Origin of the sequence: Sporofaciens musculi (assembly GCF_009830285.1) — a bacterium.
Taxonomy (GTDB): domain Bacteria; phylum Bacillota; class Clostridia; order Lachnospirales; family Lachnospiraceae; genus Sporofaciens; species Sporofaciens musculi.
This window is the reverse complement of the sequence record NZ_WUQX01000001.1, coordinates 717,578-741,552: the sequence shown is the minus strand read 5'-3', so window position 1 is coordinate 741,552 and position 23,975 is coordinate 717,578. Positions and strand designations below refer to the sequence as shown.

The window sequence follows — 23,975 nt, the reverse complement described above, 5'->3', positions numbered from 1 at the left end:
GCCGGATTATCCATAGGATTCTCTGCCTTTCCTTGTTCCGATAATTCTATCTGTGCATATATACCCTTAGGTGTTCCCTCTAAGCCTGACAGCTTGCATGTGCCTGTAACACATCACGGTAGTTCGTAACAACCATTCCTACTAAACCGCACTGTCTGGGCATGAACCCACACATACATTTCTGTATGTGGCACTTTTAGACCTTTACATTCGGGAGTTTCGTCAGGCATTGCTGCCATTCTAACCATAGGTATTTTATAGACCCCCGGCATATGGGGTGCGCTGTCCACCTCTGGACAGGTTTCGTCAGCGTTATCTGTTACGGCACCTTTCTGCCGACTTTACCGGGCTTCACACCTCATCACAGAGTGATGACGCATGCCGGAGTATCAGGGGAGGCGTTTCAAGGCGTTACCCTATCATTCCACCTCTCGAATTATCAGTTCACAGAACTGATTAAAAACAGCGCTGTGCGCCGCCTTTTCAGCGACGAACAAGTCGCACGGTTGTAGTGCATGGATTTCTTGAAGTTAATGGTATTCAGCACTTTCACCCGGTAACTGTTCTTTAAGAGCATTTTTCCGCACTCTACTAATACTGTACCCTTCGGATCAGTGACAACATAGGAACTGTGCATCTGCATAAGGTTCGGTTTTACGAAAAACCTCGTCTTGCCCGAACCAGAACCGCCGATGACAAGGATATTCTTATTCCTCGCATACTTCGGCTGTTTTGGTCTGCCGGACATCATCAGTCTTTCCGTTTCTGTGAGTAACACGTTGTTCTCAAACACCGGATCGACATAAGGCTCAATATCTTTTGCGTTCCCCCATCTCGCAGAACCGTACTCCATGCCATGCCGGAATTTCTTGGCGTTCTTGGCTTTGAAATACACCACAAGGCGGAGCGCAATGCCGCACCCTATCCCTATCAGCAAATCTTTTGGGTGGAAACTTGGTAACGGGTTGGAAAATAAGTCCTCCATCCCCGCCATGACCGCCATCGCTTTTGCGGAAGCGTCCTGCCCCGGCGATACCCGCCACAGCCACGCAATTTTGTCGCAGAAATACCCGGCAAGCGCATAGGGAGGTTCATAAGGAAAAGTTTCTTTTTGTCAATATTCCCCGTCTTTGCCTTCAGCTTTTCAGGGATTGACTTTAGGTCTTTGGCAATGCCCTCTACGATTTTACTCATAATGACTGCCCCCTGTCCTTCTGGTGTTCCCTTGCCCTCTCCCGTTTTTTGTCCTTGCCTAGCTGCTCCCGGAACTGCGCCAGCTTCTCCTTTACGGAGATGCGGTTATGCTTTTTCTCATTAACTTTTACAAACTCCTTAAATGCCTGCGTTATCACGTCGGCATCTTTGCCCTTGAATAATACGATGTGCTTCGGCGGCTTCTCCGTCTTGTCCTTCTTCACAGCGAACTGCACGTTATACTTCTTTGCCACTCTCTCAAAGGACTTGATGTTGTTATCCGTCACCTCAATGCTCGAAGCGCCCATACCCTGACCGACCAGCTCTTTCACTGATATTTTCCCATGCGGCATCTGCTTTCCCTGTTTCCGGTGTTCCAGATACATCTTCATAGCCTTTTTCAGCACGTCGGCAGTCAGCCGGGAAGATTTAAACACAAGGGCAATGGTTTTCTGTGTCACTTCCTCCTGCATGGTTTTCCTCCTTCTTTTTTATTGCTGTACGCCCGTCAGGGTGGGACGTACAGCCTGTGGATCATATATTTCATAAGCTCTCCTTTCTGACCGGATTATGGCAGTTCCGGCTTTCTCCCTTCTTCCAACGCTTTGATAATCTGTGCAAACCCGGATTCCAAATCTTCAAAGCAGATACGAATGTCCCCGGATTTTTGATGTAGGTATCCACAAATCGGTAACTGAGCCGCCCTCCGTCCTTTCCAATACTGACACAATAGACAGATGCAAACTCCCCGTTTTCCAGCATCCATATCTCGCTTTCAAGGCACAGGACAAAGTTGTCCGAAAACAGCTCCTCTATCTCACAGCCTATCTTGCAGGCTGGATAACAGAAAAGAACATCTGTCATGGCGAAGGGTTCTTTCCCCGTACCATCGTCCCCCTCCATCATCATCACGTCTTTCATGTTCCTTTTGATATAAGGGAATAACTGGCTGGAATAGTTCTCCGCTTCATATTCCCTCGGATCGCTCCCATCGCCCAAAAACTCCGCCGAATCATCAAACTCACTGTCCTCATACAGCCGGAACAGGCGGAGAAGGCATTCCCGCATCTTATCCTCTGTCAATCCTTCCTCCTGCACGTCATTTTCCCTCGCTGCTTTGGGTTTCCTTTTCCCTGCCGCATAACGGATTCCGCCCAATACCGCTGCTCCCGCTACCGCCGCAAGGGAAACTGCTGTTGCTTTTTTGTGTTTTCATCTTCCTGATTTCTCCTTTCCGCTTCTGGACTTTTTGTCCAAAAGTTTTCCAAACGCAAAAGGGCAGCTATAAACCGCTGTTTACGGTCTATAACTGCCCTCACGCTGTTTCTGGTATTTAATTATCTGTACCGGATCACCGGACACTGCTTTGTCTTTTTCCCTACTTTCCTCCGTTCCAGAGCGAAAACCATATCCCCGGTACGCTCAAAATATCCTATATCCTTTTTCCAGCTCATGCCGCATTTACAATGCTGCAAGCCGATAAACTGCTGTTTCATCTTCCTTCCGCAGTTCGGGCATATTTTTTTGCTCCTGCCCTTCTGCTTTACTTTCGGCTTGTCGGCATCCTGCTTTTTTTCCTTCTTTTCGGGAAGCCCGTTCTCCGCAATCCTTGTTTCATAACGTGGCAGACGGTAAAGATACAGGCTGTATATTTCATCGAAGGAAGCCTTTTCCGCTATCCCCTTTACCCTCTGGTAAATCTGCCCCGCAATTTTTCACAGTCCTCTCCTTCCGGCATCCTGCCATGCTCCCTGTAATAATCACAGGTCTTTTGGAACATACCGTCTGCTATTCCGGCTTTCTGTTTCTGCTTTAAGTCCTTATATGTCCTGTCCGCCCTCCGCTTCCTGTTTCCCAAACGCACCACTCCTTTATCCTGATACGGTCTATTTTAGCAGAAAACGCCCCGGAATTGTAAAAATATCTGCCGCCTTAACCGAAAGCGTCTTTGCACAGGTCAATGAAATATCTCTTTTTCTCCAATATTTCCTCCTGCCTGTCTTTGGAAAGCGTCTGGAATATCTCGTCATAGTCAAGCTCCGCAAGCGGCGTACCAAGCACTGGCGTTAATACTTCATGTTCATACCATATCCGCCAGAGTTCCTCAAACAGTTCCTCACTGTCCGAAAATGCCATTGCCGAATCAAAACCTTCCCCCTCACTGAACCATTGCAGACGGACAAAGCCGAACCTCCCGGCATCCGCCACCATTACATCGGTCAGCTCATACAGCTCCGCAAACGCATCCGCCACCTTCCGGCATTTTGCCCGCTGTTCTTCCGTAATAAATTTTTCCGCCATAGCGCACCTCCTAACTTACTTCTGGACAAAAAGTCCAAAAGCTATCTATCCTCTTTTAAACAGTAGATTGTGCAGAGGTCAGCGTATAACACGCCTTCCCCGCATTTTATTGTGTCAAACAAAAGGCATTGGAACAATACGTCACGCACATCTTCCAGACTGGCGATGCCCTGTTCCTTCCCCGAAAAGCCTGATCCGGGAATATCCATATCCGCCGATGCCGCCCGCCTTGCCGAGATACAGTGCGTGTAAAGTCCGAGGATATATTTATCGGACATGGGGAAAGCGAAGGCTTCCTGCCCGTCATAGGTTACCCTGTATTTTTCCTGTTCCCCTTCCGGCAGTTCAAAGATACACCATACCGTTTCCAGATAAGTATGCCCGTCAAAATCCGGCTTTATTTTCTTCCCATACCTGCGGATTGCGGAAAATATGCTGTTCCGGTCAAGAAAAGAACGGGTACGCTGAAAAGCTGGCTTCCTGCCCTTAATATCCATGTAAACATTATTCCCTGTCCCCTTCCCGGCAAACCTGCCATAATCGCCTGTCCGCAGCAGATAGGACAATACCTGCAGCAGCTTTTCCCTTGACGCAATCTCCTGATAAGGGGAATCGCCAAACTCTATCCTCACGAACTTTAGCGGGCAGCTCCCCTTTGCGATTTCCCGTTCCATTGTCCGGTCAATATCCCTCATGGACTCCATTTATCCATCTCCTTCCGCTTTGCGCTCAAACATCCCTTTTTCTTCCCAACCGCCGCCATACATATCATGCTGAACCAACTGCTGGTAATAATGGTTCATGGTATTCGGGGCATTGTAGAGGGCTGTCACCATGTACGCCCTGATGTTGGTTATCCTTGTTGTGGTTTCCTTCATGCACCCGATGACATACTCCAAATGGGAGCTGTCCAGCTTTAAAAACTTAGACTTTACAAGCTCATACGGGTAATCTTCCCCGTTGACCTTTACCGTCTTACGCTTCACGCACACAATCTCGCAGATTACCTCATACAGTTCCTCATAAAGACCTTTTTCACTCCAATCGCCATATTTCATGTGATGCTCATACTCAATATTTTTCTTAATGATTTCCATGTAGGCGCTGGCTTCATCCATCACATCAATCATACCATTATCCGGCTTGCCCGGTTTCTGTTTCTCTGTTCCACTATCTGATTGATTGATAGGATTGGTATAACTCAGATCGGTATAATTAGTATTGTTATAATTAGGGTTCGATTCCCGAACTTCCGCAAGTTCGATTTCCGAATTTCTTGAAGTCTGGTTTCCGAACTCCTGCAAGTTCGATTTCCGAATCTCTTGAAGTTCGATTTCCGAACTTCTTGAAGTTTGATTATCGAACCTCTTGAAGTTCGGTTTCCGAACTTCTGCGGAATTGTCAGCATTATCCGGCTTTTCCGGCTCTCCGCCCGGTTCTTTCCCGGTATCCAGTGTCGCAAAATTCTTCACATAGATAATGTCCGGCTTGCCTAGCCCCTGTCTTTTCTTCTCAATCAGACCGATGCCCTTTTTGCTGTCAAGCTCCGCTATCACCTTTGCGCATTTCTCCCTTGCGCATCCCAAATCCTCCATTATGTTATCAAGGGTGTAATGGATATACACCCGGTTTTCTTCGTCAAGCCAGCCATTCTTGATTGACAATGCCAGCCTGTCAAGCATCAGACCATAAAGGAGCTTTGCATCGCTGGACAACTCTTTAAACCTTGCGTCTTTTATCAGAAGCCTCGGAATCCGGTAAAAGGAAAACTGTTCCGCTTCGATGCCATAATAATAGTCGAATTTTATTGTGCCATCCACGCCGATGCACCTCCCCTCTACTGTCTTTTCTTCCATTCATCCAGAAGCTGAATGATGATGACCTCTATTTCCTCACTGCTGCAATCCTCCGCAAAATATTCGCTGATTTTATCCGCTTTCAGCGTCACTTTCCGTTCCTTCGGCTTTTCCTCCGTCAGTATCAGGCGCACCATTGGAAGGGTAAGTTCCCCGGTCTTGCCATATTCCTTAATTTTTGCCGACTGCGCCATGCTGACATTACAGCCTTTTTCCTCTATGACTGCCTGTACCCACCCTTGCGCTTCTTCCGCAAGAAAGGAAATGTCAACGCCCTGTGAGAAACCGAGTTTTTTACCGTCCACCATAGCAAGGAGTTCATCAGACAGGCGGGAGAGCCAGATATACCGCTGAACCTTTTTAGCGTTCTCCCCGGCAGCTTCCCCGACCTCATCCAGCGTGTTTCTGCCTGACTTCTTCCCCTGATGCTTCATGGCTTCATATTTCATCTTGTAGGCTCTCGCCTTTTCGCTTGGCAAGATGTCCTCCCTCTGGATATTGGAATCCACCATGATAATCGTAGCTTCATCATCGGTATAGTTGCGGACAACCACAGGCATCTCCGTCTTTCCGGCAAGCTCCGAGCCACGTTTGCGGCGGTGTCCGGCTATGATTTCATAGCCGCCGCCCGCCCTCGGTCTTGCAATCCCCGGCACAAGCACCCCGTACTGGCGGATACTCTCGGTTGTTTCCTCCATCTTCTCATCGTCCTCCACCCGGAACGGGTGGTCTTTGAACGTATAAAGCTCTGCCAGCGGCGCATTGATAATCTGCTCCACCCCGTTTTCCTGTGCGGTATTTCCGCCGAACAAATCATCAAAACTTTCCAGAGCAACCTTTGATGCGCTTCTTGATTTTATATTACTGCCCATCTGCGCTCACCTCCTTGCTTTGCGGAGCAAAGTGCGAGTCACCCTGACGAGCAGAGGTGATTACCTCCTTTGTCAGAGAATCGTAAGCTGACGCCACTTTTCCCTTTGGATCATGCTTGTAGATGCTGACGCCCTCCGCTGAAATCTCCGCCGCCCGGACGGAAATGGGAATAACATTGGCAAATATCCTTACCCTGCTTCCATAGGCTTCCTTCAGCATGGAGCTGATGTCCTTTGCGTAGTTCGTCCGGCTGTCCACCATTGTAAGCAGAATCCCCTCAATCTCCAGCTTCGGGTTAATCTGCCGCTTTACCTTTCCCACCGTCTTAATAAGCTGCTGTAAGCCTTTGACGGGCAGGTATGCCGCCTGTACGGGTATCAGGATACTGTCGGCGCAGGCAAAGGCGTTTATGGTAATCATGCCGAGGGAAGGCATACAGTCAATCAAGATATAATCGTAACTCTCCCTGACAATCTCTATGTACGACCGGAGTACCGTTTCCCGGCTCATTACATTCACAAGGGAAACCTCCAGACCGGAAAGCTCAATGTTCCCCGGCATTAAGTCTATCCCTTCCTCATGGTGGAGGATACCCTCTCCCGGCTCTACTTCCTCGTCATTGATTAAATCTCCCATAATGGTTGCGAGCGTGACTTCCAGACTGTCCGGCTCTGTAAATCCTAAACTTGCTGTCAGACTGCCCTGTGCATCCGCATCAATCAGAAGCACTTTCTTTCCCTGTTTTGCCAATCCAATTCCTAAGTTGCTTGTGGTGGTGGTCTTGCCGACTCCGCCTTTCTGGTTTGCGATTGCGATTATTTTACACATGATGATTCTCCTTTTCTTCTACTGGTTTTCTTTTACGTTGCTTTTCCTGACTTCCACATAAGTCCGGTAATATTTCTTTGTCCCTTTGTTTGGGAACATATCGGAAAACTCCGTCACTTCGATTTTCGGGTTCCTCTGTAAAATCTTCCCAAACCACTTAATATCGTTCTTCGTCCCCATAAGCCTAACCTTTAACATCAGTCCTGTCCTCCGAACATGGCATACAGATCGTGGTTATACGTTGCGTATTCCGGATACCGAATCTGTATTGCCTGCCAAAAATAGGGCGCATAGGCACAGCAGAACAGTTCTTCCACTGTGTACCGTCTGCACTCGTCCACCTGTTCCTCCGCATCGTCATAGTCAAGGACGCTTGGCGTACCGTTGCAGTAAAGGTTAAACGCCATCCTGACCACTCTTACGCTCCCGCTGGTCTGCCAGCCTTCATGCAGGCACTCCGTTTTCACGCAGCCTGTCTTAAAATCATAAATACTTTTGATATTTCTTCTTGTGTCATCGCTGATACCAAGACAATATACAAGTGCCTTATGGTACACGTCCTGATACCTGACCTCTTTCAATTTCTCGTAGTAGAATTTTTCATGTGCATCGCTGATAAAAATAATCGCTTTCTCTGCTCCTAACGCTGTACTACTCATACATTTTTCCTCCATTTCTTATTTTGTTTTGACCATAACAAAAGGACACTTCCCTAAAATTTTCTTTTAGAAAAATGTCCTTATCGTACAAAATATTGAATTGGATTTATGAGTACAACTATTCATTAACGCTCATCATTCTTTGTTATGCGTTGTAAAATTGTTGTAAATTTGTTGTAGTTTACAAGTCCAAGTACCGCAAACCCTTGATTTTACTGGTTTTCTTTGCCAAGCGTTTTCATCGTCGGGAATAATATTCAGGTTAAAGCATTATCATGTATTATCCCGTATTTACGCCTTTTCCAACAGTTTGCATCAATGCATTATCACGCATTATTATGTACTGTCATTTCAAAATTCGTTGCAATTTTGTTGCAAAACTCTTTTTTTTTTTACATGAGTCCCACCCAAGGACTCTTTCCTAAAATACATCGTATTTTTGTGCTAAATTCTTCATTGATTCCGTTTTTTTCATGTCTGTAACTTCGGCATATATATCCATCGTGGTTTCTATGTTCGCATGTCCCATAATGGACTGGATTACCTTGATATTGGTTTCCTGTTCACAGAACCTTGTGCAAAAGGTATGCCTCAAGTGATGGCAGGAAAAATGTGGCAATATAATCGGCTGCCTTTTCTCTCTTTTCGCTTTCAACACTTCCTCCGCATTATAATTCTCTGAAATACGCCGAATCGTCCGGTTGACTGTCTGGGGATTATGTACGTTCCCAAAACGGTTGCAGAACACAAACCCTGTCATACCGTCAATCTCCGTGCAGTTGAATCCATTCTCTTTCTGTGCTTCGTGTTCCTCCTGAAAAGCATCATACACCGCATCCATCATCGGAATTACCCGGATACCGGCTTCCGTCTTTGGCAAGGACACCTGTAAAACACTCCGTCGCTTTTTTGCACCATCCATTGGATAATACACAACACTGTGATTTATACTTATTGTCCTGTTTTCAAAATCCAGATCCTGCCATCTCAAGCCGATGATCTCACCAATCCGTCCACCTGTTCCAAGTAGCACCGTAAATAAAGGCGCCCAATGGCAATATATCGGATTGTTCCTGGTGTATTCCATAAATGCTCTCTGCTGCTCTAATGACAATGCATGTCTAACACCATGATTCCTTCCCGGTTTCTTCTTGACCTGTGCCATAGCTCCGTCACTGGGATTGACACGGATGATTGCATCCCGGACTGCAAGCTGGAATGTTGGATGTAGCACCGTATGAATGGTTTCCAATGTATTAATCTGCAGATTTTTCTCATTCAGCAGATGATAATAAAAATACAATACATCGGAATACTTAATCTCCCTATCTTCCGTTTCCCAAATTCCGCCCTTACAAAATGGTCATACATATATTTGTAATTCGTATATGTTGTTTTCCGCAAGTCAGTTTTCGTTGATATGTAACGGTCAAAGACAAAATTCAAGTCTGCGTTTCCTGCGGCATAGACATCCAGGCCGTCAAGCTGGTCTTTCAGCAGCTTATCCTCTTTTTCACGAAGCGTCCGCAAATCATTTGCGTAAATGTAACGTCTTTTTCCATAAGGATCAGTATATGTGTACATATACCTCATATCCTCTGTCCGTTGGCTTTCCCCTTTCCTTAAAGCCCTGCCCTTGTTATCTTTTCTTGCTTTTGCCATCTCTGCTCCTTCATTAATGGAAAGAGATTCTGCAGCACTTCAAGCATTACGGATTCTGGTATAATAACTCTATTCCTTTTACCAATGCTTGTGTCATGGTCATATTATGACTGGCAGCATACTTAATGAACTTTTCGTATTCACTATCAGAAAGCCGGATTGTTATTGACTTCAACTTAGGAGACTCTTTTTTAGGTCTCCCGATTTTCGCCATCTATATGCACCTCCATTCATAACTAAGTCTATTATAATTTCTGTAAGACAAAAAGTCAAGTGTTTTTGTCCGACAAAAATATTTTTTCAGAATCTCTTCATTTGACTATCCTCTAACTCTAAATGTTTCTAAATATTCTTCAAAAATATCGCAATTTACCAATACCAGCTTATCCAATTTATAGATTGCATTTGCATCTTTTGCCATCTGCTCGAACTTTCTCTGGCACATACTGTATAACTCCGCGCCCTCTTTGTATCTGACAAATCGTTTCTTATTTATATTTCGTGGCATTTTCTACCCTCCTTCCAAAAAATTTACCCTGCAGGTGGCTGTCAGGAAACAGCTCCATTCGCCATAGAATACAAAAAACTGCTAATAACAGTTTTCATGTAGGAATTGCAATCTTTTCAGACCGGAACAGCTTACTCCGGAAGTATCATTATCAGAAACAGCATCATCGCCGCAAAGTTCCTGTCCCTTTGCCAGTAATCAAATATCTATCGCTCGTATCTTTACTTCAATGTCCGAATCAACATTCCATCGTTTCCAATACCTACCACTTTACGACATGATGTCGCAAAGTGGCAGATACAGATAGTCATGGCGTATTCATTAAATAGCTCCACTGCTCCATACGTCCTGCAGGATTCTCAATATGAACTTGTCAAGGTACAATATTTTTGTCAGCTTCCGAAAGGGTAAGGAAACTATTTGCCGGTTATGCTATTTCAAAATTCAATATTTTTGTAATCAGCTTTGTTTCCAATCTCTTACGCAAGGTTTCATCCACACAATAATGCGGCTGTCCATATTCATCGTACAAACACTGTATAGAAAGCCTTGCTATGTAACCTTCATAATGGCTCAACACTTTATGAATTGCCCCTATATCTCCTTCTGATGCTGCCTTAATAATATGGAACGGCAGCAAATTGACATTCTTAGTCTGTTTACCTTTTCTTTTCATCCGTATGTTCCTCCATAATATTTTTCATCAATTCTAGCGAACGCTTTCTGTGTTCATAGACTGTACTACGGACAAGATTCAATGCCCTGCCAATTTCTGCATCGCTCATATCCATAAAATAAGAAAGCAGAACCACATCCCTTTTCTTTTCAGAAAGTGCCTGCAACGCCTCCGCAATCAACATATCCTTCACTTCTATATCATAGCCAAGTACCTGGAACCATTGATTTTCCACTCCATAGTCATCCACAGTAAAAAGTCTGCCCATATCCTTTTCTGACAATTCCGACAGCATCACCTCATGCTTCTGCCTGTAAGCGATATGTCTGCGGTAGTCTATCTTTTCGCCTTTCAATGCCAGTTTGCATATCCGGTCAAATTGTTTCCGGACTGCCATTTCATCATAGGAAGAAGATTTCCTCATTCGAGTTCACCTCCTTCCCGTCCTGCCGGATTACGGTAGGATTTCTATTTTCCCTTTCATTCAATAGCCCGAATGGGACAATGCGAATGTTCGGGTCTGGAAGAAAATTTTTAATAATCTTTCAGAAATATAAAAAACGCCCAGATGGACAGATGCCCACAGGACGTATTTTAACAACACATAAGTTGTAACCCTAATTTCATTATAAATTTTTACCCTGGATTCAAGGTTAAGAGTGTTAAATGGTCAGTATACTATGTCTCAATCATTTTTTTACTAATACAATTCCCGCTTTTCCTTATGGATATTGGATTTGCATGGTTTTTATAAATCAAAAAAATGATTGAGACGCTATACTAATATAACCCACTGCAAATAAATAAGCTTTGGTACATACCTTTTTATCAATTAATATAGCTATCGCAACACCACATTCCTATACTGTTATTTTGCGTTTTATTTGAGGTCATTTTGAGTCAAATTAGTCGAATTATATAATCCCTTTTTTATGCCTTGCCACAACAATCATTAGATGGCTGATTATTGCTGTGGCAAGGGTTCCAGGGGTTTGGGGATGGAAGACCCCCACGGTAAACGCATATCTCTGTTTTCACAAAATACTCAGAGCAGAACTGATTCAATTTGGCAGATGTGCATAATTGTGCTCTTATAGTAATTGAAGTAATTAAGCTCTGAAAGGTACAAAATTTGTTTTTTCATTACGAAAACTTCATACAGAGCAAAATAAGCAAAAAGCTTGCGTTTACCGTGGAAGACCCCCAAGGTTTTCTTGATAAATTAATTTGCTTGAAACTGGAGCAAATAGCGTGACGTTCTACACTATACCTTTAACCCAAAATTTACCTACATAGCTTAGTATGGTTATACTAGCTTATTTTTCTTAAAATCACTTTAGAAGATTCAATTATTTCTGCAATAATTTTCAATTCTTTCTGACTACAATCTTGTATAATATCCATAATTTCATTCTTCAAGGCAGGTGTTTCAATTTTCATACATTCAGCCAGTACCATCTCTGGTGGTATATTTAATTCATTTACAATTTTAATGAAGGTAGATAAACTTACTTTTGTTTTTCCCGTCTCTATATTACTAATATGTTGACTAGTGACCCCCACTAACTCAGCTAGTATTTCCTGTGTCATGTTACGCCTTTTCCTTATATCTTTTATGTGCGCCCCAAGTACTTTTTCATACTCCATAACTATATGACCTTCTTGAGATTGCAGAATCAAGATGCACAGATAAATCCACCATCTTTTGTACTCAGTATGAACCGGTAGAGTGGTATTCACGCATTACTCCAACAGAGGCTGCTGGAAGTCCTATTTCAGAAGCAATCATGGATCGAATCATTCACAATTCATATGAAGTGTTGATTGATGGTAAGGTATTCATGCGTGAGCGTCACGGATTGAAAGCAGCCCAGAAAGGAGGCATCCATGAATAATTATTGTGCATTCAGTAAAGATCATCATTGTATCAAGTGGCAAGACTATGTGTTAGCTCGTCTTGAACTGGAAGAATGCGATGAATTATGTCATGGCAACTGGATTGAAATAGAATCTCTCCAGCGTCAGGTACATTTCCTGAAAAAGCTTCTGGAAGAAAACGGCATTGTATTACCAGACGATTATTATGACCTATGATTTATTCAGTTGTATTTATAATTAACAGGCAGTTGCCTGATAATTAGCATAAAATAGCATTGGCTCAGTCTCCGTGAGGGTGGCTCTCATCCTCCGTGGGACTGGCTCAGTTTGACCGTGCAAGTGGTTCACTTGGAACGGAATATACACAATTAATGCTGTAGATGCAATATAGAGCACTTTTCCTACAATTTCTTTACTTTTTTTCTTTTTATTTTCGACTACTTCAATACCTTTTAAGATATAATCTGTAGTAACATTAAAATAATCACTCATTATAATTATTTTTTCCACATCGGGCATGCTCTGCTCACTTTCCCATTATACTGACTGCCTGCTATCTATCTCTTTATATTGAAATCCAATATCTACTTCCTGTATCTTTGATTGAAGCTGTTCCTTCCATCCGGCACAGGAACTTCTGTTTTTCACAACAGCAAAGTCAAGAAATGCTGTCTGATTATATGGAAATTCCAGGGTATTATAATCCTCTTCCGAAAGATATTGACTGGTCACATATGCAACTGGATAAACCTCTGAATTTTCATAAATATTCTCTGCGATTTCTTTGTAACCTGGAATATTTTCCTGTGAGACAATATGCTCTTTGTAATCTAACCAGCAGTAAGAGATATTTACTCGACTGTTTGGGGTATGAATCCTATCATAGTAGTACTGGAAATCTGGAAGTGGAATATCCTTCTTTTTAATATTTTTCTGAGGATAAAAAGTAATTCCACCTCTTTTGGTGGCATCATCTGGAGTTCTTCAATCGGAATTCCCCGCGTGATAACGTTCCATAATCAAAGATAATGTTCCGGATCCAATCTTATACCGATCCATGCTAGAACTTCTTAATTTTTATATTATATTTCTTTTAATGTGGCTTGAATCCTTTTCCACGCACTTCATTCGATTCCATTATAACAAGAAACGCTGATGAATCTACTTTCTTTACAGCTTCTTGAATCGTATGCATTTCTTTATTGTTACATGCACACATTAATACTTCTTTTTCACGTCCTGTATAACTTCCTTCTGCCTTAATCAAAGTTGCCCCTCGTTGTGATAGCTCATCAATTTTTGCCGCAATTTGTGGTCCCTTTTCTGTTACAATCAAAGCAAGTTTTCCAGCATCAACGCCATACATTAGCTTATCTACGACAAATGATAGAATATACGTTCCAATTAATCCATAAATAATCTTATCAATGTTTCCACGCATCAGAATTCCACCAATAATTACAATAATAAAATCCATAACAATGATAATTTTTCCTACAGAAATATGTGGCTTTGCCTTGTGTATTGCCATCAAAACAAAATCTGCTCCACCTGTAGAGGTATCTCTCATGTAAATTAATGCATATCCGATTCCTGAGAATACACTCATACAAATACAAGATAACATCATATCACCTTGGTAAACTGGAAACAATGGAACAACCCAGTCCATCAGTATATTAGAAATTAACATTGTCTTTATTGATCTTAAAAAAATTGTTTTCCCAACAACTTGTAACAAATTAAAATAATTGGAATATTCAAAATTGTCGTCATTGTACCAATTGGAATTTTCCAAAAATAATAAAACACGATTGCAATACCTGATATACCTGCTACCGGAAATCCAGATGCCACTGCAAAATTATAGACTCCAATCGCAATGAAACAACCACCTACAATATCAAGTAAAATATCAATTAAAAATGTCTTTGCCTTTGATTTCAATGTGAGCTCCTCCCTATTACGGAATCTTATTTCTTTTGCATCACAATACATTGATATGTTTGCAGTTTTATTGAACCTGTAAGGATTTCATCAGTAATCAAATTTGTATAACATTCATTCAAAACCATCTTCACAGGATGTCTGTTAAAATTCTGAAGAAAATATACATCATCTTTCTGTTCTTTTCCACTTCTTTTTGAAACAGTAACTCCATAAGGTAATGTTTCCGTCAAATTTGCTTCCACATTTGCTTCCTCAATTACATCGCCCAAAAATTCTTTCAAAAATTCCAGATCTGGTTGAACAACAACATAGTAAGCTTTTCCTTTGCCATACGCATTTTCTGTAATTGCTGGAGTATTTACATTGTAATCTTGCAAGTATGTTCCCAACGGCTTTGCAGTTTGAAGTGTCACAACTTCTCTTAACACACCGGCTTTATATACACCATCTTTATAGGAGAAAGTATTTGGAAAATATTCATTCCCCACATCAATCTCATCAACTGATAATCCTAGCAATCTCTCATGTGGTCTCTCTCCAATAAAACATAAATCTGTTTCATTTACTACTCCACTCCAATAAGTTGTTACATATATTCCACCTGCTTCCACGTATGCTTCTACTTTATGAATATACTCTTTTTTATGCAAGTACAAGGTCGGAGCAACCACAAGCTGATAATCTAACAACTCTCGATCCATGGAAATTATATCAACTTCAATTCCTTTTTCCCAAAAAACCCGATAATATTTTAAAAGTTCTTCCGTATAATCAAATTTTCTCGATATTGCTTGTGCGTCAGAAAGAGCCCACCAATTTTCCCAATCCATAATAATAGCTACCTTCGCCCTATTACATGTACTTAGTATTTGACTGCTTAGCTTTTCTAGATCTTTGCCAATCCAAGCAACTTCTTGAAAAACTCTATTCTTTTCTGACGCATCATGATCAACAACCGCTCCATGAAACTTTTCACTCGATCCTCTGCTTTTTCTCCATTGAAAATAAAGAACACTATCCGAACCTAACGCAATTGCCTGCATTGAAGATAAGTAATTCATCCCCGGTCTTTTTACATTATTTTCCTCATCCCAATTCACAAGTGATGGTGTTGATTCCATCATCAAAAATGGCTTCTTCTGAAATCCTCTCATCTGGTTATGCATAAAGGCTGCCCACACAGCAATCGGTACTTCATCTTCTTTTGTATGCCAACTCGGATAAGAGTCCCAAGAAATCACATCCAACTCCTCTGCCCATTTATCATAATCCAATGGTGAAAAATACATCATCATGTTTGTTGTAACTGGAAGATCCGAATATGTTTTAACAGCTCGAATCTCTTCTCTACAAAAGTCCTGTAACTGTTCGCTCACAAATCTTTTCCAGTCCAATTTCAAACCGTGTAATTCATCCTCTCCCCTCGGAGAAGGTGAATGAATCTGTTCCCAATCGGTATAAGTATGACTCCAAAACGCACTCCACCATGCATGATTCAATGCATCCAATGTTTTGTATTTTTTTTCAACCATTTCCGAAATGCTTTTTGACATTCTTCGCAATGACAAGAAGCATCCCTAAAATTTCCTCCGTATTCGTTTGATATATGCCAAAGAATTACTCCTGGATGTTTTCCAAAGCGTTCTGATAATTTCAAATCCAACTTTCTAGTTTTTCTCTCATAACAGCAGACGTGTAACAAAAATTATGCCTTTTTCCTGGTAAATTCTGTATCCCGTTTTCATCTGTCTGCATTACTTCAGGATATTTTTGAGTCATCCAATTTGGCATTGCACCTGTTGGTGTAGCTAGATTTGTATAGATGCCATTGTCATATAAACGGTTAATAATTTCTTCTAAATAGTCAAACTGATATTTTCCTTCTTCTGGCTCTAAAAATGCCCACGAAAATATTCCTAGTGAAACATTATTTACATGCGCTAATTTCATTAACCGGATATCCTCTTCAAGAATATCCGGTCTATCTAACCATTGTTCAGGATTATAATCTCCACCATGCAGAAGACCTGGCATATTTATTTTTTTATATTCCATTTCTAATCCCTTTCTTTATAGATATCATTTATTATTTTACAGCTCCAGTAATACCTTCTGCAAAATTCTTCTGTAAAATAAAGAATACTAAGGCGGTAGGCAATGTACATATTAAGACTGCCAACATAAGCATTCCATAGTCTGTTACATATCCCTCTGTCAGATTTGCTACAACCATTGGCATTGTCATGCTCTTGGATTGTGTCATGATTACTTTCGGCCACATATAACTATTCCAAGCATTCATAAATGTAATAGTCATAGCCGCTGCATATGTTGATTTCATTGTAGGAATAAACATCTGAAAGAAGATTCTAATTTCCGAAAGTCCATCTAATCTGGCAGCTTCAATAATATTATGAGGAAATGATCTTGCACTCTGCCGAAACATCATGATTAAAAATGGGGTTGATACCGTTGGTAAAATGAATCCCAACGTACTATTTAACATTTTCATTTTTGCAACCATCTGAAACAATGGGACCAATATCGTAATAAATGGAACCATCATTGCAAGAAGAATCACACCCATCACGGCATCTTTTGCTTTATCATGATAAATTTCAAATCCATATCCTGCCAAGGAACATATCACCATCGAAACTATTGTAAGTAATATTGCATATTTAAATGAATTGACCAATGCAGCCCCTACATCTTGATTTGCCAGCAGATTTTTCAAGTTTTCTCCCAAATGAGAGCCAAACGATAATACACCTTTTGATACATCCACACTTTTGTTTGTGGATGCACTTACCATCCAGTACAAAGGAAATACTGAAATAAAAGTAACCAAAATCAAGAATGCATACATTCCTATATTTTTCATTTTTTTAATCACGTTTATCACCCACCCTCATTTGTATAAATGCTAATACTGCAACCAACAGTAATATAAAGAAGGACATCGCTGCTGCATATCCAAAATTCGGCACATACTTAAAACATAAATTATATATGTAATGTGACATAGAGATTGAAGCATTCGCAGGACCTCCATCGGTCAAGTTAATTGATTCATCAAATAACTGTAATGTTCCATTTGTTGACATTATTGCTGTCAACAAGATAGTTGGTTTTAATAATGGAACAGTAATCTTAAAAATGTCTGTATTGCTGATGCTCCATCAATTTTTGCAGCTTCGTATACTGAATATTCAATGTTTTGCAATCCAGAAAGGAAAAATACCATATTATATCCTGTCCATCTCCACAAAAGAGCCAATATGATAACCATTTTTGCCGCAAATGGTTGTGTCAAAAAATTATATGGTTTATCCAAAATTCCAAAATTCACTAGAACATAATTTACTAATCCATTATTTGCAAACAAAGACCGAAAAATAATTGAATACGCAACCAATGAAGTTGTACACGGCAAAAAAATCATTGTTCGGAAAAATCCTTTAAACCGTAAGTCTTTTTTATTTAGAATACAAGCTAACACCAACGCTACTGCAAGCATAATGGGCACTTGAAGAATGAAATAAAAAAAATGTTTTTATTGACTGAATAAATACATCATCTTGAAACATTCTGATGTAATTTGTAAATCCAGCCATCTGCATATTTGTACCTTTCCCCGTCTGAAAAGATAAAACTAACGCTTTGATCATTGGCCAAAAACTAAACACCGCAATCAAAAATGTTGCTGGTGCCAAAAAAGCCCATCCTGTTAAATTATGCTTTTTTTCCAACGTCATTTTTCTTGGTTTGTTAGACACAAAAACCCCTCCTCTCTATCCATAAGGGTGATGGTTCTACATTCCATCCCCTTGTATAATAGGAATCTCTCTTACTGTCCCATATTAAAATTAACAGTATCTTCCGCTTTTTTAAGCTCTTCCTCTAAATCTGCACCATTTGTAATATTTGTTGTCGCAACAGAGATTGCGTCTCTTGCTTCATGGAAATATGGTCCCGTAATAATAGAAGGAACTTTTGTTGAATAGTCAACTATTTTTTTAAACACTGCATCACCAGAGAAAAATTCATTCGGTACTGCATATGCATCAGAATCTCCTGCTGGTGTCCATGTAGCAATTGCTCCACAAGAGAGAATATTATCATATAACTCTGTACTTCCAGCAAATGTAGACGCAAGAAAATCTTCTGCTAACTCTACGTTTCCACAATTCCCTGAGATTGCCCAGGAAGAACCTCCAATATTTGAATAGTTTGTGGCACCCTTTACATTTGTAAGTTTTGGAATATTTGTAATAGCCCATTTTCCTGACTGATCCTCAGCTGTCTGAATTGTTCCCATAATCCAACACCCATTAATCACACCTGCAACTTCACTGTCCAACATTGAGCCAGTGTATTCATCCCAGTTATTTACTTCCTGTAACACACCTGAATCTTCCATTTTACAATATGTATCAATTACCTTCTTTAAAGTGTCATTTTTTGCAATATTCGTTGTTCCATCTTCATTAAACAAAGATGCTCCTGCAGACTGTAACATCATCGTAAGCAAATCACATTCGCCTGCTGTCGTTGTCAATAATGGTTTTCCTGTTTTTTCCAGTACTACTTTGCCTTTTTCAACCCACTCATCCCAAGTAATATCTGTAAAATCTTCTAAAGTCATTCCAGCTTCTTGCAAAATATCTGTACGATAACAAGCAATTGCTGCTCCGTTGTCAAAAGGCACTCCATAGTGTTTTCCATCTACAACAGAAAAATCTGTTTTACCAGAAGCAAATTCTGAAAAATCAATTTTCTTTTCAGAAATTTCTGTAAATACATCTGGATAAGATAATACATTTTTTTGAATGCATGGTCTTGCATCAAAAAAATATCTGGTAATGTGCTTAGATCTCCTGATGTACCAGCCGTAGTAAGTCTAGACTGTACATCTACATCTCCAACTTCGACAATATCAATTTTCACATCTTGATGATCTTCTTGATAAATTTTTGCAGCTTCTTCCATTGCAAAAATATTAAATGTTTTGTCCCAACACCATACTGTAATTGTATTATCGTCTTTTTTGTCCCCTGAACCTCCGCATGCTGCAATACCCATTGCCATCGTAGCTATCAATAAAATTGCCACTATTTTTTTTCTCATTTGTTATATTCTCCTTCTACCATGCCCCTTGATACCCTATTGTTACCGCACTATTCTGAGCTCCTGCTTCCATCGAATCTTGAACATTCAATCCATTCAAAATCCCATATAAAAATCCGGCAATAAAACTGTCGCCTGCACCCATTGTATCAACAACTTTACACTCTATGATTCCAAATCGATACCAAGAATTTCCATCATACCCAATGCTTCCATTTTTCCCCAATGTTGCAATAATGACTTTAGGTCCTTTTTGTTGCATTGCTTTCATGAATTCCTTTAATTGTTCCGTACAATTTTCTTTTTCTTTTAAGCCCATGCTATGATATTTCTGTCTAAACTCATTGCGTGATTCCTCGTCAAAAGAGAAGAATGCATATGTCACATATGGAATCGCTTTCTCAACAATTGGATTTGCAAATTTATTGGCAAAATCAAATGCAACTGGAATTTCTTTCAGAAATAAGTGGAAGCTCATCTTCAATCATTCCCCAAATTCCTGTAACCGCTAAATCATGTTTCTTTATAAAGGAAATGTCTTGTTCTCTTAGCTTAAAGTCTGCCAAAACACCTTCTTCATATTTTCCAAACACTCTATCTCCATCTACAATGTCAACATGTGTAACTGCGGTTTTTCCATCCAGCACTTGAATATGAGAAGTATCGACTCCTTTATTTTGAATTGCACTTATCATGATTTTTCCGAATGAATCAGTTCCAACAGCACCTGTATAAGAACTTTCTCCACCTAATCGTTTTATGTATACAGCAACATTCACTGGGTTTCCCCCTGGATAAGATTCATTCAATGAATCATAATAATCAATACAATTATCTCCTATTGCTGCTACTCTTATCTTTCTGTCCATTTTGCCACCTTAATAGTCCAGACATCTGTAATATCTTCTGATTTCCATAGGATGACAATTGACTTTCCATATGTACATCAATTCTCTGTGTTACCGCATGCATCACTAAATGTGATATATATCCTCTGTACTCTGGACTAATTCCTTTTAATTCAAATTTCTTGGTATCAATAATATTGTATTTTCCACAAATGCGTGGCAAGAAGTTTGCAACGCGCTCGCTCAATGATCTCTGAGAATCTTCCCCAATAAATACTGTAACTGGTGTATCTTTGTCAATTATTTCTAACATTCCATGGAAAAATTCTGCACTGTGGATAGATTTTGTACGAATCCAATGCTGTTCTTCCCAATAACACATTGCATAAGAATATGTGGCACCATACTGGTTCCCAGCCCCAACAAAATAATGAATTTTGTCGTCCTTATGACGATTTGCAAATTCTTCTCCGAAAGCATCTGCTTCCTTTTCAACTTCCACAAGTGCAGTTGCCAAATACTGATCCAACTCCTTGTATAAATCCTCATATTCTGGAAATTCTCCTGCATTGTACATAAATCTATCTGCTACCATATAAAATTTCAATTGTTCATTGGCAGGATATGTAATCACATAGTCTACAAGTTTTGCAAGTTCTGCAGTAGCAACATCAATAAAACCAATCACCCTTGCTCCACTCTTCTGTGCTTTTTTACTCCATCTACGATTTCAGAAGTTGTTCCTGTAACAGACGAAATAATTACAATAGTTCCTTCTCCAACTTTTTTATTTCCAGTTGTCAAATACTCTGCTGCGTTTTCAACAAAAAATGAAAGTTTTGATTTTTCTTTCATATGAACCTCTGCCTGGAGGCAAGATGCATATGTTCCACCGATACCGAGCCAACAAATATTCTTGTATCCTTCTTTACAAATTCCATCAATCAATTCATTAATTTGATTTCTCAGAGCAAGCGCTCCATTCACACTTTCAATCTGTTTCTGTTCATTAAATTTCAACATAGTGTTTTCTCCTTTCCCTTCCTTTGTATTGGTGACTATTTTTAAATTTAATATACCACATTTTTTATTTTTTCAATACTTCATGTAAAGAATATTGAATATTGTTGTATTTTTTATAATTTTTTTAAGTATAAATGCATTTATTTATACACAATGCATATATTTCTTTTATTCTGGTATGAAACACATTTCAAATTTACTATACCAGTTTTTATATTTATTTTTTATTTATTCATTTCTTTTTTCCTTTCCATTTGCTTTTTAAGAACTGACAACGTATAATTTGATTATAAGTTACAAGTAAATTATAATATTAGGAGTTCTTATGAAAAAAATTTATTAACTTTAGATGTTGCATTATCAAAAGAAATCAAATACATGCTAAAGGAAGAACACTATCTTCCAGGTGACAAACTGCCTTCGGAACGAAAGCTGGCAGAGCTGTTTCATGTACAACGCTTAACTGTTCGTGGAGCCTTGAATCTGTTACTTCAAGATAAAACAATTATCTCAAAACCACGAAGTGGTTATTACGTAGCGCCTAAACGCATTTTACAATCCATTCGTAATTTTTCCTTACATTCAGAGGAAGATAGCGGACAATTAACTTACGAATTATATGATTTCAAAAAAATAGAAGCAGATAACTATCTTGCAAGCGAAATGTTACTTCCTGAAAAATCGAAAATATACAAAATTGTTTGGCTTTATTCAGATGATACTCAACTAATTTGTATCAATACAACGTATATTCCTGAATATATCTATCCAGATCTCACCCAACAAATTGCTGCTTCTGCTCCTGCAATTGATTTGATTACAAACAATTGTCAAATAACCTTGGCAAAATCGAATCAAAAAGTCACCTTACTTTACGCAGACACAAAGACTGCTCAAATTTTAAATATTCCTGTTGATAGCCCTTTAATGAAATACAAAGGGCTCATGTATGATAAACAAGGACATCTTGCAGTCTTTTTTGAAAATAATATGCTAATTGATCGTTTTGGTTTTATCAGGGAGGTAGTTTTATGAGCAATGATGATGTATTAGCCGCACAAATAAAATCTAGTATCATTACAAAAATTAAAACACAGGAATATCTTCCTGGGGAGTTGCTTCCTAGCGAACGGGATTTTGCAACAATGTATAGTGTAAGTCGGTATTTGATTCATGACATCTTTGACGAATTAATTAGCCAACATTACTTAATTCGCGTTCACGGAAAGGGAACTTTTGTCCGCAAACCCGAACAAAATCGAGTTGCTTTAGGAGTACTAAATGAATCAAAAATGCCAGCTTTACCTCTTTAGTTCGTAACTTTGGTATTGAAATTTCCAATAAATGCTTAGGCACAGGTATAATCAAAAACAGAAAATACTTTGCAGATAAACTTGGACTTTCTGAAGAAGATGAAATATACGGTATTCATCGAATTCGTCTTGGAAACAAGGAACCTCTTGCAATTGAGTTTACCTATGTTCCTATTCATTTTTTTTCAGATATCGATAATTACAATTTTGAGCACATATCGCTTTATGATTATATGAAATCCAAAAATCATTTGCCTGTAAAATTTAATGAGACAATGATGATGGTAGAAGCTGGCGAAAAACTTCAAAAGCACCTTCATCTTCCAAGTGCCACCTCTATCGTCAACTATATTGAATTCATAGGATACGATGAAAATGGTAATTTAGTTGAATATACAGAAAGTTATTCACGCCCTGATAAACTTGAAGTGCGCTTTGTCACAAATGATATCTAAATTCACTTTAATTTTACCGTTTAGTATGTGTATGCACCATAAACAAAACAAGATAGAATATACACAAAATAATACTTTTGTTAGGGGCGGGGAAAATTGACCACCTAAAGCCGCTTAGAATTAACCATTTTTAGTCGGATAGAAAAGTCATTGTATTTTTCTCTTCGTGTTCTAAAATGATGTATGCCAATGCATCAGTAGAAATCACAATGGAAGAAAAATTCAATCCTGATAAAGTTAATCTCGCAGAATTAGAACGCAGGGCAGGAATTTCACGGGCCAAACTACGAAGAATTAAAAATCTGGCTTTATTGACCTTCCGCATGCACTCACCGGCCGTAAAGCCGAACATACTCTTCTGACAGGATTTACAGGGATTATTGATGAATTACTCCGAAAAGGAATTACAAACTCTTCCCTCTGTTATGACAGATTAAAAGAAAATGGGTTCCAGGGTGGTTTAACCATCGTTAAAGACTATATTTCCAAGCATAAGGAACTTGTCCCACCCAAAAGGCAGCTTGTAGTTTCTCAAGGCAGCCGTGGTCAGCGTTACCATACAGCACCGGGAGAATCATACCAGATGGACTGGGGATGAATAATCTGTGCCCAAATGAGCCACCTGTCCGATGAGAGTGAGCCACGATTCCGTTTTGCCGTGAGCCACGATTCCGGTCATAATGAGCCACTTGTTTTATAATAGAATTATGCACAATTATTGTGTAAATCTATTACACAGGAGGTCACCATTTGTAGATTACGCTAAATCGGAACGGCAGTTCCGTGTGAACGGCGCAGCCGTTCCGTTCCCAACAGCGCAT

General features: G+C 39.8%; 28 protein-coding genes and 6 pseudogenes. 4 read left to right on the top strand and 30 right to left on the bottom strand.

Annotation, left to right across the window (positions count from 1 at the left end):
* Nucleotides 1-505 precede the first annotated feature (505 nt).
* The 18 genes and pseudogenes from GN277_RS03675 to GN277_RS03590 form a co-directional block, all read right to left on the bottom strand.
* Nucleotides 506-1,194 (bottom strand): annotated as a pseudogene (locus tag GN277_RS03675) (type IV secretory system conjugative DNA transfer family protein); the annotation flags it as partial.
* Nucleotides 1,191-1,667 carry a PcfB family protein gene (locus tag GN277_RS03670; RefSeq protein ID WP_159749852.1) on the bottom strand — a complete coding sequence of 159 codons (477 nt, stop codon included), beginning with the start codon at nucleotides 1,665-1,667 and terminating at the stop codon, nucleotides 1,191-1,193. The pseudogene GN277_RS03675 and the gene GN277_RS03670, both read right to left, overlap by 4 nt.
* A 70-nt stretch (nucleotides 1,668-1,737) precedes the next feature.
* Nucleotides 1,738-2,352: a hypothetical protein gene (locus GN277_RS03665; RefSeq protein WP_244324584.1), complete on the bottom strand. Its 615-nt coding sequence runs from the start codon at nucleotides 2,350-2,352 to the stop codon at nucleotides 1,738-1,740.
* A 179-nt stretch (nucleotides 2,353-2,531) separates the two neighbouring features.
* Complete coding sequence (locus GN277_RS03660; protein ID WP_159749850.1) at nucleotides 2,532-2,690, bottom strand: hypothetical protein; 159 nt, start codon at nucleotides 2,688-2,690, stop codon at nucleotides 2,532-2,534.
* 188 nt (nucleotides 2,691-2,878) lie between these two features.
* A complete protein-coding gene (locus tag GN277_RS03655) occupies nucleotides 2,879-3,052 on the bottom strand; it encodes a hypothetical protein (RefSeq protein ID WP_159749848.1) in 174 nt (57 codons plus the stop codon).
* Nucleotides 3,053-3,126: 74 nt separating this feature from the next.
* Nucleotides 3,127-3,495 carry a hypothetical protein gene (locus GN277_RS03650; protein WP_159749846.1) on the bottom strand — a complete coding sequence of 123 codons (369 nt, stop codon included), beginning with the start codon at nucleotides 3,493-3,495 and terminating at the stop codon, nucleotides 3,127-3,129.
* Between the two features lie 41 nt (nucleotides 3,496-3,536).
* Complete coding sequence (locus tag GN277_RS03645; protein WP_159749844.1) at nucleotides 3,537-4,199, bottom strand: hypothetical protein; 663 nt, start codon at nucleotides 4,197-4,199, stop codon at nucleotides 3,537-3,539.
* Nucleotides 4,200-5,315, bottom strand: a complete 1,116-nt coding sequence (locus tag GN277_RS03640; protein ID WP_159756328.1) for a DUF6017 domain-containing protein — start codon at nucleotides 5,313-5,315, stop codon at nucleotides 4,200-4,202.
* A gap of 17 nt (nucleotides 5,316-5,332) precedes the next feature.
* Complete coding sequence (locus GN277_RS03635) at nucleotides 5,333-6,223, bottom strand: ParB/RepB/Spo0J family partition protein (protein ID WP_159749842.1); 891 nt, start codon at nucleotides 6,221-6,223, stop codon at nucleotides 5,333-5,335.
* The gene (locus GN277_RS03630) at nucleotides 6,213-7,052 is read right to left on the bottom strand and encodes a ParA family protein (RefSeq protein ID WP_159749840.1); all 840 of its coding nucleotides are present in this window, start codon (nucleotides 7,050-7,052) and stop codon (nucleotides 6,213-6,215) included. The genes GN277_RS03635 and GN277_RS03630 overlap by 11 nt, the downstream gene beginning before the upstream one ends.
* A gap of 18 nt (nucleotides 7,053-7,070) precedes the next feature.
* The gene (locus tag GN277_RS03625; RefSeq protein WP_004066881.1) at nucleotides 7,071-7,250 is read right to left on the bottom strand and encodes a hypothetical protein; all 180 of its coding nucleotides are present in this window, start codon (nucleotides 7,248-7,250) and stop codon (nucleotides 7,071-7,073) included.
* Nucleotides 7,250-7,711: a DUF6075 family protein gene (locus GN277_RS03620; protein WP_159749838.1), complete on the bottom strand. Its 462-nt coding sequence runs from the start codon at nucleotides 7,709-7,711 to the stop codon at nucleotides 7,250-7,252. Before GN277_RS03620 ends, GN277_RS03625 begins: the two co-directional genes overlap by 1 nt.
* Before the next feature lie 421 nt (nucleotides 7,712-8,132).
* Nucleotides 8,133-9,373: pseudogene (locus GN277_RS03615) on the bottom strand (tyrosine-type recombinase/integrase).
* A 46-nt stretch (nucleotides 9,374-9,419) separates the two neighbouring features.
* Complete coding sequence (locus tag GN277_RS03610; RefSeq protein ID WP_004070288.1) at nucleotides 9,420-9,587, bottom strand: hypothetical protein; 168 nt, start codon at nucleotides 9,585-9,587, stop codon at nucleotides 9,420-9,422.
* Nucleotides 9,588-9,692: 105 nt separating this feature from the next.
* Nucleotides 9,693-9,881, bottom strand: coding sequence for a DUF6462 family protein (locus tag GN277_RS03605; protein ID WP_004070289.1), 189 nt, complete (start codon nucleotides 9,879-9,881; stop codon nucleotides 9,693-9,695).
* Nucleotides 9,882-10,308: 427 nt separating this feature from the next.
* Nucleotides 10,309-10,557 (bottom strand): helix-turn-helix domain-containing protein, encoded by a 249-nt coding sequence (locus GN277_RS03600; RefSeq protein ID WP_004070291.1) that lies wholly within the window; start codon nucleotides 10,555-10,557, stop codon nucleotides 10,309-10,311.
* Nucleotides 10,541-10,981, bottom strand: a complete 441-nt coding sequence (locus GN277_RS03595) for a sigma factor-like helix-turn-helix DNA-binding protein (protein WP_004070293.1) — start codon at nucleotides 10,979-10,981, stop codon at nucleotides 10,541-10,543. Before GN277_RS03595 ends, GN277_RS03600 begins: the two co-directional genes overlap by 17 nt.
* Nucleotides 10,982-11,868: 887 nt before the next feature.
* A complete protein-coding gene (locus GN277_RS03590; protein ID WP_159749836.1) occupies nucleotides 11,869-12,204 on the bottom strand; it encodes a helix-turn-helix domain-containing protein in 336 nt (111 codons plus the stop codon).
* 240 nt (nucleotides 12,205-12,444) lie between these two features.
* On the opposite strand from GN277_RS03590, the gene GN277_RS03585 reads away from it, so the two are divergent.
* The gene (locus GN277_RS03585; RefSeq protein ID WP_004074303.1) at nucleotides 12,445-12,651 is read left to right on the top strand and encodes a mobility-associated LCxxNW protein; all 207 of its coding nucleotides are present in this window, start codon (nucleotides 12,445-12,447) and stop codon (nucleotides 12,649-12,651) included.
* 21 nt (nucleotides 12,652-12,672) lie between these two features.
* Here GN277_RS03585 and GN277_RS31540 read toward each other — a convergent pair whose 3' ends face one another.
* The 12 genes and pseudogenes from GN277_RS31540 to GN277_RS32560 all read right to left on the bottom strand — a co-directional run bounded on the left by GN277_RS31540 (nucleotide 12,673) and on the right by GN277_RS32560 (nucleotide 21,386).
* Nucleotides 12,673-12,954 (bottom strand): hypothetical protein, encoded by a 282-nt coding sequence (locus GN277_RS31540; RefSeq protein WP_159749834.1) that lies wholly within the window; start codon nucleotides 12,952-12,954, stop codon nucleotides 12,673-12,675.
* Between the two features lie 18 nt (nucleotides 12,955-12,972).
* Nucleotides 12,973-13,167 carry a hypothetical protein gene (locus GN277_RS29830; RefSeq protein ID WP_244325008.1) on the bottom strand — a complete coding sequence of 65 codons (195 nt, stop codon included), beginning with the start codon at nucleotides 13,165-13,167 and terminating at the stop codon, nucleotides 12,973-12,975.
* A gap of 361 nt (nucleotides 13,168-13,528) precedes the next feature.
* Nucleotides 13,529-14,433: pseudogene (locus GN277_RS03575) on the bottom strand (YitT family protein).
* Entirely contained in the window at nucleotides 14,409-15,215 is an 807-nt protein-coding gene (locus GN277_RS32055; RefSeq protein ID WP_244324950.1) for a beta-galactosidase trimerization domain-containing protein, read from the bottom strand. Before GN277_RS32055 ends, GN277_RS03575 begins: the two are co-directional and overlap by 25 nt.
* 108 nt (nucleotides 15,216-15,323) lie before the next feature.
* Nucleotides 15,324-16,335 (bottom strand): annotated as a pseudogene (locus GN277_RS32050) (beta-galactosidase); the annotation flags it as partial.
* 136 nt (nucleotides 16,336-16,471) lie between these two features.
* Nucleotides 16,472-17,281, bottom strand: coding sequence for a carbohydrate ABC transporter permease (locus GN277_RS03565; RefSeq protein WP_159749832.1), 810 nt, complete (start codon nucleotides 17,279-17,281; stop codon nucleotides 16,472-16,474).
* Nucleotides 17,274-18,164, bottom strand: a pseudogene (locus GN277_RS32045) (carbohydrate ABC transporter permease). The gene GN277_RS03565 and the pseudogene GN277_RS32045 overlap by 8 nt, the downstream one beginning before the upstream one ends.
* A 71-nt stretch (nucleotides 18,165-18,235) precedes the next feature.
* A pseudogene (locus tag GN277_RS03555) lies at nucleotides 18,236-19,515 on the bottom strand (ABC transporter substrate-binding protein).
* A 16-nt stretch (nucleotides 19,516-19,531) separates the two neighbouring features.
* Complete coding sequence (locus GN277_RS31505; RefSeq protein ID WP_330587077.1) at nucleotides 19,532-19,993, bottom strand: PfkB family carbohydrate kinase; 462 nt, start codon at nucleotides 19,991-19,993, stop codon at nucleotides 19,532-19,534.
* Nucleotides 19,950-20,384: a PfkB family carbohydrate kinase gene (locus GN277_RS31500; protein WP_330587076.1), complete on the bottom strand. Its 435-nt coding sequence runs from the start codon at nucleotides 20,382-20,384 to the stop codon at nucleotides 19,950-19,952. Before GN277_RS31500 ends, GN277_RS31505 begins: the two co-directional genes overlap by 44 nt.
* The gene (locus GN277_RS32565; protein ID WP_330587075.1) at nucleotides 20,347-21,051 is read right to left on the bottom strand and encodes a hypothetical protein; all 705 of its coding nucleotides are present in this window, start codon (nucleotides 21,049-21,051) and stop codon (nucleotides 20,347-20,349) included. The genes GN277_RS31500 and GN277_RS32565 overlap by 38 nt, the downstream gene beginning before the upstream one ends.
* The gene (locus GN277_RS32560) at nucleotides 21,048-21,386 is read right to left on the bottom strand and encodes an SIS domain-containing protein (protein WP_330587073.1); all 339 of its coding nucleotides are present in this window, start codon (nucleotides 21,384-21,386) and stop codon (nucleotides 21,048-21,050) included. The genes GN277_RS32565 and GN277_RS32560 overlap by 4 nt, the downstream gene beginning before the upstream one ends.
* 312 nt (nucleotides 21,387-21,698) lie before the next feature.
* Between GN277_RS32560 and GN277_RS03540 the strand changes: the two genes are divergently transcribed.
* From GN277_RS03540 to GN277_RS29810, 3 genes are read left to right on the top strand one after another with little or no spacing between them, the layout of a single operon-like run.
* Nucleotides 21,699-22,421 (top strand): GntR family transcriptional regulator, encoded by a 723-nt coding sequence (locus GN277_RS03540; RefSeq protein ID WP_280178641.1) that lies wholly within the window; start codon nucleotides 21,699-21,701, stop codon nucleotides 22,419-22,421.
* On the top strand, nucleotides 22,418-22,699 hold the full coding sequence (locus GN277_RS29815) for a winged helix-turn-helix domain-containing protein (RefSeq protein ID WP_244324583.1): 282 nt from the start codon (nucleotides 22,418-22,420) through the stop codon (nucleotides 22,697-22,699). The genes GN277_RS03540 and GN277_RS29815 overlap by 4 nt, the downstream gene beginning before the upstream one ends.
* Nucleotides 22,672-23,154: a GntR family transcriptional regulator gene (locus GN277_RS29810; RefSeq protein WP_322101281.1), complete on the top strand. Its 483-nt coding sequence runs from the start codon at nucleotides 22,672-22,674 to the stop codon at nucleotides 23,152-23,154. Before GN277_RS29815 ends, GN277_RS29810 begins: the two co-directional genes overlap by 28 nt.
* Nucleotides 23,155-23,975: the final 821 nt, after the last annotated feature.